Annotated in this window: 14 protein-coding genes; 9 read left to right on the top strand and 5 right to left on the bottom strand. The window is 69.0% G+C overall.

Annotation, left to right across the window (positions count from 1 at the left end; all coding sequences use genetic code 11):
• Window positions 1-20: 20 nt before the first annotated feature.
• The gene (locus ACIPQB_RS14510; RefSeq protein WP_446485943.1) at window positions 21-692 is read right to left on the bottom strand and encodes an OmpA family protein; all 672 of its coding nucleotides are present in this window, start codon (window positions 690-692) and stop codon (window positions 21-23) included.
• Window positions 693-896: 204 nt separating this feature from the next.
• Here ACIPQB_RS14510 and ACIPQB_RS14505 point away from each other — a divergent pair, with 204 nt between their 5' ends.
• Window positions 897-1832 carry an isopenicillin N synthase family dioxygenase gene (locus tag ACIPQB_RS14505; RefSeq protein WP_446485942.1) on the top strand — a complete coding sequence of 312 codons (936 nt, stop codon included), beginning with the start codon at window positions 897-899 and terminating at the stop codon, window positions 1830-1832.
• Between the two features lie 55 nt (window positions 1833-1887).
• On the opposite strand, the gene ACIPQB_RS14500 is transcribed toward ACIPQB_RS14505, so the two are convergent.
• Window positions 1888-3708: a ubiquitin-activating E1 FCCH domain-containing protein gene (locus ACIPQB_RS14500; RefSeq protein ID WP_446485964.1), complete on the bottom strand. Its 1821-nt coding sequence runs from the start codon at window positions 3706-3708 to the stop codon at window positions 1888-1890.
• Window positions 3709-3899: 191 nt separating this feature from the next.
• Here ACIPQB_RS14500 and rlmN point away from each other — a divergent pair, with 191 nt between their 5' ends.
• The 3 genes from rlmN to ACIPQB_RS14485 all read left to right on the top strand — a co-directional run bounded on the left by rlmN (window position 3900) and on the right by ACIPQB_RS14485 (window position 6796).
• A complete protein-coding gene (gene rlmN / locus ACIPQB_RS14495) occupies window positions 3900-5102 on the top strand; it encodes a 23S rRNA (adenine(2503)-C(2))-methyltransferase RlmN (protein WP_446485941.1) in 1203 nt (400 codons plus the stop codon).
• A gap of 406 nt (window positions 5103-5508) precedes the next feature.
• Entirely contained in the window at window positions 5509-5937 is a 429-nt protein-coding gene (locus ACIPQB_RS14490; protein ID WP_446485940.1) for a DUF350 domain-containing protein, read from the top strand.
• Between the two features lie 22 nt (window positions 5938-5959).
• Window positions 5960-6796 (top strand): S1 family peptidase, encoded by an 837-nt coding sequence (locus tag ACIPQB_RS14485; protein ID WP_446485939.1) that lies wholly within the window; start codon window positions 5960-5962, stop codon window positions 6794-6796.
• On the opposite strand, the gene ACIPQB_RS14480 is transcribed toward ACIPQB_RS14485, so the two are convergent.
• From ACIPQB_RS14480 to ACIPQB_RS14470, 3 genes are all read right to left on the bottom strand, one after another.
• Window positions 6793-8136, bottom strand: coding sequence for an AmpG family muropeptide MFS transporter (locus tag ACIPQB_RS14480; protein WP_446485938.1), 1344 nt, complete (start codon window positions 8134-8136; stop codon window positions 6793-6795). The genes ACIPQB_RS14485 and ACIPQB_RS14480 overlap by 4 nt on opposite strands.
• Window positions 8137-8172: 36 nt before the next feature.
• Window positions 8173-9741: a response regulator gene (locus tag ACIPQB_RS14475; RefSeq protein ID WP_446485937.1), complete on the bottom strand. Its 1569-nt coding sequence runs from the start codon at window positions 9739-9741 to the stop codon at window positions 8173-8175.
• A 684-nt stretch (window positions 9742-10425) separates the two neighbouring features.
• The gene (locus tag ACIPQB_RS14470; protein WP_446485936.1) at window positions 10426-11025 is read right to left on the bottom strand and encodes a hypothetical protein; all 600 of its coding nucleotides are present in this window, start codon (window positions 11023-11025) and stop codon (window positions 10426-10428) included.
• Between the two features lie 476 nt (window positions 11026-11501).
• Between ACIPQB_RS14470 and ACIPQB_RS14465 the strand changes: the two genes are divergently transcribed.
• The 5 genes from ACIPQB_RS14465 to rlmH all read left to right on the top strand — a co-directional run bounded on the left by ACIPQB_RS14465 (window position 11502) and on the right by rlmH (window position 15260).
• Window positions 11502-12140, top strand: coding sequence for a DUF4145 domain-containing protein (locus tag ACIPQB_RS14465; RefSeq protein WP_446485935.1), 639 nt, complete (start codon window positions 11502-11504; stop codon window positions 12138-12140).
• 158 nt (window positions 12141-12298) lie between these two features.
• Window positions 12299-13573: a glutamate-5-semialdehyde dehydrogenase gene (locus ACIPQB_RS14460; RefSeq protein ID WP_446485934.1), complete on the top strand. Its 1275-nt coding sequence runs from the start codon at window positions 12299-12301 to the stop codon at window positions 13571-13573.
• On the top strand, window positions 13539-14192 hold the full coding sequence (locus tag ACIPQB_RS14455; protein ID WP_446485933.1) for a nicotinate-nucleotide adenylyltransferase: 654 nt from the start codon (window positions 13539-13541) through the stop codon (window positions 14190-14192). Before ACIPQB_RS14460 ends, ACIPQB_RS14455 begins: the two co-directional genes overlap by 35 nt.
• A 102-nt stretch (window positions 14193-14294) precedes the next feature.
• Entirely contained in the window at window positions 14295-14735 is a 441-nt protein-coding gene (gene rsfS / locus ACIPQB_RS14450) for a ribosome silencing factor (protein WP_446485963.1), read from the top strand.
• 60 nt (window positions 14736-14795) lie between these two features.
• Window positions 14796-15260, top strand: coding sequence for a 23S rRNA (pseudouridine(1915)-N(3))-methyltransferase RlmH (rlmH, locus tag ACIPQB_RS14445; protein WP_446485932.1), 465 nt, complete (start codon window positions 14796-14798; stop codon window positions 15258-15260).
• The last annotated feature ends 9 nt before the right edge of the window (window positions 15261-15269 follow it).

The following is a 15269-nucleotide window of genomic DNA, read 5'->3' as shown; positions in this document are numbered from 1 at the left end:
GGGTTCGGCTTTGCGGCCCCTCAGGTCAGGGGCCGCAGGATGATCTCCACGCGGCGGTTCTGGGCCCGGCCCTCGGGGGTGTCGTTGGAGGCGATCGGCTGGCGCTCGCCCTGGCCGGCGACGAAGATCCGGTCGCTCAGCACCCGGTCGGTGTTGATCAGGTAGCTGGCCACCGCACTGGCCCGGCGCTCGGACAGGGTCTGGTTATAGGCGTCGGGACCGCTGCTGTCAGCGTGGCCGACGATGTCGATCGTGGTCTGGGGATAGGCGTTGAGGGTGCGGCCGACGTCGTCGAGCACGCGCAGGAATTTCGGCTGGATGTCGGACTTGTCGACATCGAAGGTGACGTCGCTGGGCATGACCAGCACCAGCTGGTCGCCGTTGCGACGGATCATCACCCCCGAGCCTTCCAGGCTGCGGCGGAAGTCGGCCTGCTGGCGGTCCATGTAGTTGCCGACCGCGCCGCCGGCCAGGGCCCCGATGCCGGCCCCGATCAGGGCGTTCTTGCGGCCCTGCTCGCCCTTGTTGGTGTTGGTCAGATAGCCCAGGACCGCCCCGATCCCCGCGCCGCTGAGGGCCCCCGTGCCGGTGTTGTTGCGGACCGGCATGCCGGTATAGGGATCGGTGGTGGTGCAGGCGGCCAGGGCGGCGGCGCTCGCCACGGCGACCCAGAGCGCTGTCTTCTTCATCATCGTCGGTTCTTCCCTGTTCGAGGGCTTGCAAGGAATCTTGAGGGTCCTGGCCCGCACGGACGACGCATGGTCGCCAGCCAGGCAGAACGCTTGTCCAATGGCCAAGTTCCACCATCGCGCCTGACCGGCGGATGAACGGGCCTTCGCGCTTTACGCGTGACGGTGTAGTAAGGCCGGTCTTACTAATTTCCAAGGCTTCCGCCCGTGTCCGCATCCGCCATCGAACCCGTTTCGTTCACCCTCTACGCCAAGGACTTCGACCGGTTCGCCCAGGCGCTGGGCGCGTCGTTCCAGCGCTACGGCTTCGCGGTGATCTCCGATCACGACCTGCCGCAGGCTCGCATCGACGCGGCCATCGCCGACGCCAAGGCCTTCTTCGCCCTGCCCGAGGAGACCAAGCGGCAATATGCCGGCGCGTCGGGCGGCTCGCGCGGCTACATCCCGTTTGGCATCGAGACCGCCAAGGGCGCCGACCACTACGACCTGAAGGAATTCTGGCATGTCGGCCGCGACCTGCCGCCCGGCCACCCGTTCCGCGCCACCATGGCCGACAATGTCTGGCCGGCCGAGATCCCCAGCTTCCACCACAATGTCGGCTGGCTGTACGGGGCGCTCGACAGCCTCGGGGTGCGAGTGCTGAAGGCCATCGCCACCTATCTGGACCTGGGCCGCGACTTCTTCGACCCGACCGTCAAGGACGGCAACAGCGTGCTGCGCCTGCTGCACTATCCGCCGATCCCCAAGGACGCCACCGGCGTGCGGGCCGGGGCCCATGGCGACATCAACACCATCACCCTGCTCCTGGGAGCAGAAGAAGGCGGGCTGGAACTCCTGGACCGCAACGGCGACTGGCTGCCGATCAACCCGCCGCCCGGCTGCGTGGTCTGCAACATCGGCGACATGCTTGAGCGGCTGACCAATCACGTCCTGCCCTCGACCATCCACCGGGTGGTCAATCCGCCGCCGGAACGCCGCGGCGTGCCGCGCTATTCGACGCCGTTCTTCCTGCACTTCGCGTCGGACTACCTGATCAAGACCCTGCCCAGCTGCATCACGGCCGAAAACCCGGACCGCTATCCCGAACCGATCACCGCCGACGCCTTCCTCCAGCAGCGCCTGCGCGAGATCAAGCTGGCCTGAGGGCGGAGGGCTGAGAGTCTCAAAGCCCCCCGGCGCCTGGCGCCGGGGGGCTTCGCTATTTGGCGATGCGCAGGGACGAGATTTCCTGGCCGAGGGACCGGAAGGCGCTTTTCAGGTCCTCGCCGGTGGCGGGGAAGCGGGCATGGTCCGGGTCGGTGGCGCAGGCCCTCAGCATCGCCGTGGCCTTGGCGTCGTCGCCGACGTCGAAGCCGACGGTGTAGAGAATAATCCCCTTGGCCCTGATGTTCTCGCACAGGGTCGCGGCCTGGGTGAAGGGGTCGCCATTGGTGGCGTTGCAGTTGATGCTCGTGGAGCCGTTGTTGAAATCCTTGGACACCACGCCCTTGCAATAGGCGGTGTTGAACGCGCCGTCGGTCATCAGGATGACGACCTTCAGCAACTCCTTGCCGCCGTAGCCCGCCGCGTTCTGGCTGGTCGAGGGCCAGAGTTCGTTGAAGTTCGGCGACACCATGTACCAACCCCAGGCCAGGCCGATCTGACCAGAGGTGGATCCCGACGCCGCCAAGCTGGTGATCTTGGCTTTTAGAGCCGTCTTGTCGCTCGACAACGGGGCAATTGCCGCAGCGGAGGTGGGGCAGCCGCCGTTCGTCGAATAGTTCCGGCCGACATAGGCGGTGCTGGGCGCGTCGTCCGTATAGGCGTAGGCGCCCGTCCGCTCGGTGCCGCACTTGGTCAGCCCCCAGGTCTGGGACCCGCCGGAGGAGGTGGTGAACGCCAGATTCTGGCAGCCCGGCGTGGTGCTGGTCGTGCAGGTGGCCGTGCCGCCGGAGGTGTAGGCGGTGTAGCTCGTGCCCACCAGCTTGGTGTCGAAGCTGGTCGTATCGATCACCGAGATGCCGGTGGTCGTCTTGCCGTTTAGCTGGGTCATGCCGCCCACCCCGCTGAAGGAGATGAGGTCGCCGGTGGTGAAGTCGTTGGTCGTTTTGGTGGTGACCACCACCGAACAGGTGGTGGTGCGGCAGCGAGTGACCGTGCCGCCCGAAGTCCACTTCGAATAAGAGCTGCTATCGATGTTGGACAATGTGAACTTGGTGGTCGAACTCACGGTCCCCACCGTGAACACCTTGTTGTTCAGCGTCGTCATGCCGACAACGCCCTTGATATAGACGGTGTCACCCGCCGCCAGTCCATGGGCGGAGGAGGTGGTGACCACGGCGGGATTGGCCTTGGTGACGCCTGAGATGTTGACCGCCGCCTGCTTCTCCCAGGCGGCGCCCGAGATCGTCGCGGACCGCACCGGGCCTCGGGCCTGGTCCGCATAGGTGTCCAGGTTCACGCCGGCCGAATAGGGCACGATCGCCACCTTGGAATAGTAGGGCGTCTGCACGTCGCGGACCACCAGGTCGACCAGTTCGGCGGCGCCGGTCTTGAGGTCGGCGATGCGCGAGCCGGCCATCGATCCGGTGGTGTCCAGCACCAGCGCCACTTCCAGGTTCTTGGAGGCCCGGACCACCTCGGTGTGCGCGGCGATCGTGGAACCGCTTCCGGAAGTCCACAGGTTTGAGATCGTCAGCGGCACGACCGCCGACGCCGAGCCGGTAATGACGTTGCCGTCGAGCGAGAAGCTGGGACTGCCGGGCGCGAGGTTCAGGCCCAGATCGGCCAATTCGGCGGTCATGGCCGCCGCCCCGACGGTCTGGAGCTGGTCGCTGGTGATCGACGTCGAGCGCGCCGCTATCAGCGTGGCGGCGTCCAGGGCGTCCTGCAGCTGGCGCTTCTGGACCGTGATGCGGCTGATATCGACCAGGCCGAAGGCCAGGACCATGATCGGCACCAGCGACAGCGCGAACCACACGGCGATCGCGCCGCGCTCGTCGGCGCGCAGGCGCGTCGCCAGCCGGTTCCAGATGGTCATGAGCAAGGCCCGTCCCCTTTAGAAGCGACATCATGACCGGGGACAGTGAACAGGCGGCAAACGACGATGGTAAATCAAACCGGCGTTCTGCGACCGGTTCTGAAGCGTGCGACACCGAGCCGGTTTTGGAAAAGCCGCGGCCATCTGCTATAAGCCCCCAATCCCCACAGTCCTCTTTCCTGGCCCGCCCCTTGAGCGTCACCCTCGACCTGTCCCGCGCCGCCGTCCCGGCCTCCGCCGCCAAGCCGCTGATCGAACTGTCAGGCCTGACCCGGCCGCAGCTGGTCGCCGCCCTGACCGAAAGCGGCGTGGTCGAGCACGGCAAGGCCCGGATGCGCGCCACCCAGCTGTTCCGCTGGATGCACCATCGCGGCGTCACCGACTTCGCGCAGATGACCGACGTCGCCAAGGAGACCCGGGCCCGCCTGGCCGAGCGCTTCACGGTGTCGCGGCCCGAAGTGGTCGAGCGCCAGGTCTCCAAGGACGGCACCCGCAAGTGGCTGATCCGCATGGCGCCGGGCGTCGAGGTCGAGACCGTCTATATCCCGTCCGTCGGCCGGGTCGGGGCCCTGTGCGTCTCCAGCCAGGTCGGCTGCACCCTCAACTGCAGCTTCTGCCACACCGGCACCCAGGCCCTGGTGCGCAACCTGACGGCCGCCGAGATCGTCGCCCAGGTGCAGATCGCCAAGGACGACCTGGCCGAATGGCCGTCGGACAAGGAAGACCGCCTGCTGAGCAACATCGTGTTCATGGGCATGGGCGAGCCGCTGTACAATCTGGGCGCGGTGGCCGACGCCATCGAGATCATCAGCGACAACGAGGGCATCGGCATCTCGCGCCGGCGGATCACGGTCTCGACCTCGGGCGTCGTGCCGCAGCTGCAGACCCTGGGCGAAAAGACCCAGGCGATGCTGGCCATCAGCCTGCACGCCACCAACGACGCCCTGCGCGACGAACTGGTGCCGCTGAACAAGAAGTACCCGCTCGACCAGCTGATGGCCGGCATCCGCGCCTATCCGGGCCTCAGCAACGCCCGCCGGGTGACCTTCGAATATGTGATGCTCAAGGGCGTCAACGACAGCCCCGACGAGGCCCGCGCCCTGGTCAAGCTGATCAAGGGCATTCCGGCCAAGATCAACCTGATCCCGTTCAATCCCTGGCCGGGCACGGACTACCAGTGCTCCGACTGGGCGACGATCGAGGCCTTCGGGGCGATCCTCAACAAGGCCGGCTATTCCTCGCCGATCCGCACCCCCCGCGGCCGCGACATTCTCGCCGCCTGCGGCCAGCTGAAGAGCGAGAGCGAGAAGGTCCGCGCCAGCGCCCTGCGCAAGCTGTCGATGGCGGCCATGGCCGGCGTGCTGGACGACGACGAGGACGAGGCGGCGGCCTAGACGTCGGCGCCATGCCTGGTCCCTGGGGCAAGACCCGCCTTTTCCTGTTCGTCCTCGCCATCGCCTGCATGGCGGGCGCGGTATGGGGCGGAGCCTGGCTGCTGCTGATTCCGGCGGCGTTGTCGCAGCTCGCCAACGGTGTGCTGTTTCGCTGTCCTCGCTGCGGCCTCGACCTGGGAGCGTATGGCCCTGGAGCACTCCGAACGCTCTCGGAGATGAATTTCAAGCCGTTTCCGACCGACTGTCCGCGATGTGGCCGCAACCGTTTGGACGTTCGCCCTGGCCAAAGGCTGCGCGCTCCGGAGAACGGAGCCTCGACCTGACGCTCGCCAAGTGGAGCCCCCTACGCACGGCCCTGCATCCCGTGCTAGCAATGCCGTCCTCCAGTTCGGGGTTTACCGCTTCCATGCCGCCACAGCTCCAGTCGCCCGAGATCCAGGCCTTCGCCAGCGGCCTGCCGCTGACCCTGATGCATGCGGCGATCACCCTGGTGATGCTGGTGCTGGGCACGACCCTCTATGCGCTGCTGACCCCGCACAAGGAGATCAAGCTGATCCGCGAGGGCAACGCCGCCGCGGCCCTGTCGCTGGGCGGGGTGATGGTCGGCCTGGCCATTCCGCTGGCCACCTCGCTGCGGGCCTCGGTCTCGCCGCTGGAGATCGTGCTGTGGGGCGTCTCGACCATCGCGGTCCAGCTGCTGGTGTTCCGGGTCACCGACATGCTGCTCAAGGGCCTGCCCGAGCGGATCGACGAGGGCGAGGTCGCCGCCGCCGCCCTGCTGGTCGGCGCCAAGCTGGCCACCGCCCTGATCCTGGCCGCGGCCGTGGCCGGCTGACGACGGCGGGACGGGGCGTCAGGTGCATTTTCCAAGGCTTCCGGACTGGCTGATCTATGGCGCCGTGGTCAGCGCGCTGCTGGTCGTGGCCGTCGGCCGGCAGGAGCGTTCCGACGCCCCGCCGCCGCCGCCGCCCGTGCCCGGCGGCGAGGGCCTGCCGCTGGGCCCGGCCTCGCCGTTCGATCCCTCCATCGTCGTCCAGGTGCCCGAGAAGGGCCAGCCGGGCAGCGGCACGGCCTTTTCGGTCGACGACAGCGGCGCCTGGCTGACCGCCCGCCACGTGGTCGACGGCTGCCGGCAGGCGGCGATCGTCGTCGCCGACGGCCGCGGCGTGGCGGCGCGGATCCGCCTCGACCCGACCGGCGACGCCGCCATCCTGACCACCGAGGGCGGGGCCCCGGCCGTGCCGCTGCGGCTGGCGGCCAACGAGCCGCCGCGCCGGGGCGAGCGCGCCTATCATCCGGGCTTCCCCCAGGGCCATCCGGGCGAGGTGACCTCGCGCCTGCTGGGCCGCGAGAACCTGGTCATCCGTGGCCGCGGGGCCCGCACCGAGCCGGTTCTGGTCTGGGCCGAGGTCGGCCGCACCGACAATCTGAAGGGCTCGCTGTCGGGCCTGTCGGGGGCGCCGGCCCTGGACAGCGCCGGACGGGTGCTGGGGGTGACGGTGGCCGAGTCGCCGCGGCGGGGGCGGATCTACACCACCGCCCCCGAGACGGTTCGCGACCTGCTGGCCCAGGGCCGTCGGCGGGGCGGCGGCTTCGCCCCGGGCGAGGCGATCACCACCGAGAACTACGGCCGCGTCGCCGACGGCCTGCGCCGCGACCTGCGGGTGGCCCAGGTGGTGTGCCTGAAGGTCTAGGTCGCGGCCGCTTCGGGCTTGGCGCGGGGCCGGATCAGGAACAGGCAGAGGATGACGGCCGGAACGCCGATGGCCGCCGCGCCGAGATAGAACAGCGCATAGGCGTGCATCAGGTCGCGTCCCGTCTGCAGCGCCTCGACCGCCACGCCGGAAAAGCCCTTCAGGAACTTGCCGGTCCAGGCCAGGGCCGAGGTCATCACCGCGTATTGAGTGGCCGTGTAGCCCAGGCTCGTCAGGCTGGACATGTAGGTCACCAGCGCCACGCCCGAATAGCCGATCGCGAAGTTGTCGAGGATCATCACCGCCGTGAAGCTCGGCAAGGTCACGCCCCAGAGGGCGAAGCCGGCGAACAGCGCGATGCCGATCGGCTGCAGGACCGCGCCGATGATCAGCGTCTTGAAATAGCCGAACCGCAGGGCGGAGAGCCCGCCCAATGCTATGCCCGTAAAGGTGCCGACCAGCGCCACCAGCCGCACGCCGCCGACCGTGGCCTTGGCCAGGCCCAGGTCGTGGTAGAACGGGTTCGAGATCGGGCCGCGCACATAGTCCGACAGGTGGTAGAGCGTGATCGTCACCAGGATCAGCAGCGCGAACGCGCCATGGGCGGTGAAGAACTCGATGAACGGCCCGACGATCGCGTCCCACAGGCCCCGCGGCGTCCAGAGCGGCTTGGCGGCGGCGTTGGCGGCCATGACCGCGTCGGCCCTGACCGGCTCGGGCGCGAACAGGGTCCCCGCCAGGCCGATGCCCATCACCAGTCCGAACAGGACGTAGGAGGTCTGCCATCCCACCCAGGCGGCCAGGACCAGGATCAGGGCGTCCGCCGCCAGCAGAGCCACGCGGTAGCCGATCTGAACGGCCGAGGTCAGGAGCCCCAGTTCGTCGGCGTCGTCGGCCACTTCGATCCGCCAGGCGTCGATGACGATGTCCTGGGTCGCCGAGGCGAAGGCGACGACGACGGCGAACAGGCCGACCGTCGTCAGGCCGGCGTGCGGGCCGGTCAGCGCCATGCCGATCAGGGCGCCGGCGACGGCGACCTGCGACAAGGCCATCCAACCCCGGCGACGACCGAGCCATCGGCCGACGATCGGGGCGTCCAGGCGGTCGATGAGCGGGGCCCACAGGAATTTCAGGCCGTAGGCCAGGCTGACCCACGACAGGAAGCCGATCGCCTTCAGCGACGTGCCCTCTTCGCGCAGCCAGTAGCCGAAGGTGTTGCCGGTGAGCAGGAAGGGCAGGCCCGAGGCGAAGCCCAAGGCCAGCATCACGGCCACCTTGGGCCGCCGCAGGGCCCGCAGCACGTCCATCATGCCGCGCTTCTTAACTTTGGCCTGCGCCATGCCGCTCGATCGCGCCGCGCGCGCTCCCCAAAGAGATCAGGAGGCGACCTTGGCCCGCGTCGGGGGTTTCGTCCAGCCGGCGGCGCCCGGGCCCTGGGCCCAGCGCGACAGCACGCCACGCAGGGCCGACGGGGTCAGGGGCTTGGCCAGGAAGTCGTTCATGCCGGCCTTCAGGCAGGCGCGGCGGTCCTCGTCGAAGGCGTCGGCGGTCAGGGCGACGATCGGGGTGGTCACGCCGCGCTCGCGCAGGGCCCGGGTCGCCTCGATCCCATTGAGCCCCGGCATCCGCAGGTCCATCAGGATCAGGTCGTAGAAACCGCGCGACAGGGCCGAGACGGCCTCGTCGCCGCTGGCGATGCGGTCGACCTTGCAGCCCTCGCGCTCCAGCAGGGCGCGGGCCAGCAGGGCGTTGATCGGATTGTCCTCGGCCAGCAGCACCCGCACGCCGGGCGCGACGGCCGGGGCGATGCGGTCGTCCTCGGGGCCGGAGGCGGCGGGGGCCTCGACCGCGCGGGTCTTGCCGGCGGCGCGGGCCTCCAGCACCTGGACGATCAACGAGGCGCGGCGCAGCGGCTTGATCAGGTAGCCGCTGAAGCCGGCGGCCTTCAGCTTGGGAATCCGGTCGCGCTGGTCGGGGGTCAGCAGCACCACGCAGGCCCGGCCGGCCGGCGGCTTCAGCGTCGCGCGCGGCGCCGCGCCCTTGGCGGTCGAGAGGGCGGCGTCGAGCAGCAGCACCGCCTCGGGCGGCGCGCCCTTCAGGGCCGAGGCGACATCGGGGCCGGACAGGGCCTGGCCGCCGCTGGCGCGGATCTGGCGGACCGCCGCCTCGCGGATCATGGCGTTGGGCGAGGCGATCGCCACCCAGCGGCCGGCTAGGGGCGCGTCGGCGGCGGACGGAGGGGCGAGCGTCTCGAACGGCGCCTCGAACCAGAAGTCGGCGCCCTGGCCGAGCTCGCCGCCGACCCCGGCCGCGCCGGACATGGCCGCGGCCAGGCGGGCGACGATGGCCAGGCCAAGCCCCGCTCCGCCCAGTTGGGCCTGGTGCGAGGGATCGGTCTGGACGAAGGCCTCGAAGATCTGGGCGCGGTCCTGCGGCGCGACGCCCGGCCCGGTGTCGCGCACCGAAAACCGCAGCCGGCCATCCGGCGTCAGATCGGCGCTCAGCAGCACCCCGCCGGTCTCGGTGAACTTGATGGCGTTGCCGGCGTAGTTCAGCAGCACCTGCCGCAGCCGGCCCTCGTCGGCCAGCAGGGTCGGCAGGCCGGGCGCGGCGGCCCAGGCGATCTCGATGTCCTTTTCATGGGCCCGCGGGCTCAGCAGCTCGGCGACCTGGCGCAGCAGGTTCTCGACCTCGACCGGGGCGGCGTGCAGGTCGATGGCCGTGGCCCCCAGCCGCGCGAAGTCGAGCACGTCATTGACCAGGGCCAGCAGGTGGTCGCCGCTCTCGCGCAGGGCCGCGACATAGGCGCGCTGCTCGGCGGTCAGCCGCGTACCCTCCAGCAGGCGGGCCATGCCCAGCACCCCGTTCAGCGGGGTGCGGAACTCGTGGCTCAGAGTGGCCAGCTGTTCGGGGGTGACCCCGGCGGAGGATGGACGGTTGCTCATGGCGGGAGACTGTAGCGCTCGCGGTTTAACGACGGGTGTTCGCGAAGGGGGATGCACGGCTTTTCCGCCTCACGCGGATCGCCGCTGAGGGAATGGAAAGGGACGCGGAGCGCCGGACGACGTCCGGAGTGTTTTAAGTTGTTACCGTTTCGACGAAGCCGATCGCTCCGCGCGCTCGTTTTCCGCCAGCGTCCGGTAGGCGGCCCTGTTAAGGCCTAGCCGGACTCCGGAACCCCGCCGTTTCCGACGGGTCCCGGCGACGAGGGCGCGGATCTTCGACACACGCGCTTTGTCCTCGTCGACGCCGACGGCGGGCGGGGCCTGCAACGCCAGGCTCCCCGGACACGCTGGAGTAACCCCCTCCAGCCCAGTCCCGCTCGATCGCCCCCCGCCGCCGCATCGGTCGCTGGCCATGCGCCCTTTCCTTGCGACGAGGTGGGATCAGGATAGGGCGGCGGGAAAGGGTGAGGATAAACGATTTTGGCGCGTTGATTTTGCTGGGGAAACACGCCTGTAGAAGAGGGGATAAACGTTCTTTCCCCCTTGATGGGGGAAGGTGGCCCCGAAGGGGTCGGATGGGGGTGAACGCGAAGCGTTCCTCGCGCCGCCAGCTCAGCAGCCACCCCCATCCCCGACCCTTCCCCCATCCGCCAACGGGAAGGGAGTCGGCCCGTCGGCGCCCCCTCAGAACGACTTGGCGCAGCTTATGCCCGCGGTCCAGTCGTGGGTCGCGCCGGCCGCCATGCCGACCTCCTTCTGCGCTACGCGCGGCTTGCAACCGTTCTTCGGCGTCTGGATCAGGAACGGCTCGCGTTCCTTGGCCTCGGCGGCGAAGACGGCGCGCTTGCGGGGATCCATGCCGAAGCTGGGCTGGCCGGGGCGGGGCTCCAGGCCCTGGGCCTGCTGGTCGCGGCAGCGCCGCTGCTCGGCGGGAGACAGGCCCAGCAGGTCGGCATGGCCGCAGCCTATCGCCCCGCGCAGCGCCCGTTGCAGACTGGCGGCGGCAGCGGCTTCGGCGGGCGCGGACGGCGGGGCGGCGCTCGGGGCGAGCACGGGCGGCGGCGTGACGGTGACCGGCGAGGAAGGCGCGACGGCCGCCGCCACCGGCCGCTCCGGCCGGGCCCGCCGCGGCCGCGTCCCCGCCGGAGCGGGCGTTCGGTCACGTCGCGGCGTGACCAGCTCGACCTCGATCGCCTGCGGCTCGCGCACGTTCGGCGCCGCGTGCGGCCACAGCAGGATCACCGCCAGGACGGCATGGACGGCGGCCGAAAGCCCGGCCGCCACGACCCGTCGCCGGCCCCGCTCCCCTCGACCTTGCGTCGCCTGTTTCCGCACGGGAGTCTCGCCAGGGTGTGGATGCATCCGGAGGCTGCATCACGGCCCAGCTTCCATATCGGAACCAAGGCGCAGGTAAGGTGAAGGTGCGGCGGACAAGCGTTGCAGCAAACCGCGCCCGGCATTAGCCTGCCATCCAGAACAAAAGTCTCGGGGAGGAGCACGATGGCCGACGCGACCCCGAGAACGCCTTGGCATCTTTGGCTGGTCGGCGTCGTCGCCCTGCTGTTCAACTGGTATTCGCACAGGATGGCCAAGCGGGGGGTGCTGCGCTGAGGGCGACCTTTCCTTCTCCCGCAAGAGGAAAAGGAAAGATTCGCGGCCCGCCCAGCGGCGAGGCTGCGCCTTGAACCTTGTAAGCGAGCTCCGATCCACTAACGCTTTAAGGCGCGGTCCCATCCGGGGTGAATAGATTTGGAACAAAGATGCTCAAAATAAATGGACCAACAAAAACTAGAGACCCCTTCAAAGTTTCCCTCCGATGCCCAGGCTGCGGACAAAATGGCACTTTTGATGGCCAGGAAGGATCAAAGGATATTTCCTGGGACAGTGAATACTGTTTAGCTGGAATTCGAATCTGCCCGAATTTCAACTGCCGCACGGTGGTATCTATATTTGTGGAAGATAGCGAAATATCGGAAGTTTACCCGTCGACACTGATTGATTTTGAAGCCAAATCTCTTCCTGATGTCATAAGAAATTCCTTGGAGGAGGCAATAGCTTGCCACGGTGCCAAAGCATATCGAGCCTCCACTTTGATGGTGCGCCGTGTGCTGGAAGAACTTTGCGAAGATCGAGGAGCCACGGGCGCGAACCTTGCTGCGCGCATCAAGTCATTGGGTGCAAGTATCGTTATTCCTCAGAGTCTGCTCAATGCCGCTCATGAGCTTCGTATTCTCGGCAATGATGCCGCGCACATTGAGTCCAAAAATTACGATGCCATTACAGAGACAGAAGCATCGATCGCCATCGAACTCGCGAAAGAACTCTTGAAGGCCGTCTATCAATATGAAGACTTGGTGGATCGCCTCAAAGCCCTCAAGCGCGTTCCCGCTCGGGAATGATGCTAACTCTGACTTGAGGTTGCTTGCCCGCTGTAAGGGCGTAAAGTTTCCTCTCCCCAGCCCCGCTAACACCCCCACCACCCTTTCCCCATTCCCCCCACGCCTCAAAGCGCCTAGGTAAGCCTCACTCTGAGCATATCCGGGATCGGATGAAGGCGATGGACGACGCGGGCATGGGCTTGCAGGCGACGATGGCGGCGATGGGACAGGCGGCGCGGCGTGGGGCGCAGGCCTTGCGCGTGGCCACGCCAGACCAGCGCACCGCCGCGCTCGCCGCCATGGCCGCCGCCATCCGCGCCGACGCCGCGGCGATCCTGGCCGCCAACGCCAGGGACCTCGACAAGGCCGGGGCCGGCGGCCTGACCGCGCCGATGGTCGAGCGGCTGATGCTGAACGCCGAGCGGCTGGAGGGCGTCGCCGCCGGGGTCGAGGCGGTGGCCGCCATCCCCGACCCGCTGGGGGTCGAGACCGCCCGCTGGACGCGGCCCAACGGCCTGGACATCGCCCGGGTGCGCACCCCGATCGGCGTCATCGCCATGATCTATGAGAGCCGGCCCAACGTCACCGCCGACGCCGCCGCCCTGTGCGTGCGCTCGGGCAATGCGGTGATCCTGCGCGGCGGCTCCGAATGCATCCACTCCAACCTCGCCATCCACGCCGCCATCGCCAAGGGGCTGAAGGCGGCCGGGATCTCGACCGACGCGGTGCAGATCGTCCGCACCCCGGACCGTGACGCGGTGGGGGCGATCCTGGGCGGGCTGGACGGCGCCATCGACCTGATCATCCCCCGCGGCGGCAAGAGCTTGGTCGCCCGGGTGCAGAAGGAGGCGCGGGTGGCGGTGCTGGGCCACCTGGAGGGCCTCAACCACGTCTTCGTCCACGCCGCCGCCGATCCGAAGAAGGCCGCGGCCATCGTGCTGAACGCCAAGATGCGGCGGGTGTCGGTCTGCGGTGCGGCCGAGACCCTGCTGGTCGACCGGGCCGGGGCCCAGGCCCTGCTGCCGCCGATCGCCGACGCCCTGATCAAGGCCGGCTGCGAGCTGCGCGGCGACAGCCTGGCCCGCTCGATCGAGCCGAGCATGAAGCCGGCGGCCGAGGCCGACTGGACGACCGAATACCTGGCCCCGATCCTGTCGGTGGCCGTGGTCGACGGCGTCGAGGGCGCGGCCGCCCACATCGCCGCCTACGGTTCGGGCCACACCGACGCCATCCTCACCGAGGACCTGGCGGCGGCCGAGCGGTTCGTGGCCCTGGTCGACAGCGCCATCGTGCTGGTCAACGCCTCGACCCAGTTCGCCGACGGCGGCGAATTCGGCTTCGGGGCCGAGATCGGCATCGCCACCGACAAACTCCATGCCCGCGGTCCGGTCGGGGCCGAGCAACTGACGACGTTCAAATATGTGGTTCGCGGGACCGGCCAGACTCGTCCCTGAAGCCGGTCGGCCCGCTGCGCAGCGCCCGGGGTTCCACCTCGAACCGGGCATGCGCGTGGGCCTGTTCGGCGGCAGCTTCAACCCGGCGCACGAGGGCCACGCCCACGTCGCCGAGACGGCCCTGCGACGCCTGGACCTGGACCGGGTGATCTGGCTGGTCTCGCCGCAGAACCCGCTGAAGTCGGCGCACGAGACCCGGCCCCTGGCCGAGCGCATGGCCGGGGCCCGGCAGTGGGCGCGCGGCAGCGGCATGATCGTCTCCGACGCCGAGACCCGCCTGGGCTCGCAATACACCATCGACACCCTGCGGGTGCTGCGGGCCCGCTTTCCCGGCGTGAAGTTCGTCTGGATCATGGGGGCCGACAGCCTGGCCAGCTTCCATCGCTGGCGCGGCTGGACCCAGATCATGCGCGAGGTTCCCGTGGCGGTGATCTCCCGGCCGTGGGCGGCGCTGAAGGCCCGCACCGCGCCGGCCGCCCGCCGCTTCGCCTGGGCCCGCCAGCCGGCCAGCGCCGCGGCGATCCTGGCCGACGCCACCGCCCCGGCCTGGGTCTACCTGACCGGCCCGCTGAACTTCGCCTCGTCGACGGCCCTGCGCGGACGGCAGACCAGGGGCTGACCTCCAGACGCCCAAATCCCGCCGCGACCACGTTCCCCCTCATCATTCCGAGTCATCCGTGCTATGGGAGCTATTGCGCGAAGCCATCAAGGAGCATTTCCGCTGCGTAGCGACCCCGCGCCAAGTGCGCACGAGGGAACGGTTTCCCCCGACACCTCGACCCAATCCGGGCCTCAAAACGAGTCCGACCTGGACCTGAGCATCAAGGCGCTCGAGACCCTGATCCTGTCCCGCCTCGACGACGACAAGGCGCAGGACATCGTCCACATCGACCTGAAGGACAAAAGCTCGGTCGCCGACAGCCTGATCGTGGCGTCGGGCCGTTCGCACCGTCACGTCGGCGCCCTGGCCGACCACATCATCCGCGCCCTCAAGGAGCAGGGCTTCGGCAAGGCGCGGGTCGAAGGCCTGCCGCATTGCGACTGGGTGCTGATCGACGCCGGCGACGTGGTGGTCCACCTGTTCCGCCCCGAGGTCCGCTCGTTCTACAACATCGAGAAGATCTGGGCCGTCGACGCGCCGCACCGGCTGGCGTCGAACTAGGCTGCTTCGTCATCCCCTGGTTCGTCCGGGGGACCCAAGCCGCGCTCGCTTGGACGTGCGATGAAGATCACCCTGCTCACCGTCGGGAAGCTCGGCCGCATGGTCGAGGCGCAGCTGGCGCTGGACTATGCGTCCCGCGCCACCGCCTCCGGCCGCGCCCTGGCGCTCGGGCCGGTCGAGATCGTCGAGGTCGAGGCCCGCAAGCCCGGCAAGGCGGCCGAAGCCGAGGTGCTGCGCCCGCACCTGGAGGGGGCGTACGTCATCGCCTGCGACGAGCACGGCAAGGTGCGGCCCTCGCGGGCCTTCGCCGAGCACGTCGGCCGGCTGCGCGACGACGGAAACCGGCGGGTGGTGTTCCTGATCGGCGGGGCCGACGGCCTGGACCCCTCGATCCTGGCCGGCGCCGACGAAACCATCGCCTTCGGACCCCAGACCTGGCCGCACGCCCTGGTCCGGGCCATGCTGGCCGAGCAGGTCTATCGCGCCGTGACCATCCTGGCGGGCTCGCCCTATCACCGGGATTGAGGCATTCAT

Source organism: Caulobacter sp. LARHSG274 (assembly GCF_052871235.1).
Note: the sequence above shows the minus strand (reverse complement) of the source record. Positions and strands in the feature narration are given on the sequence as shown.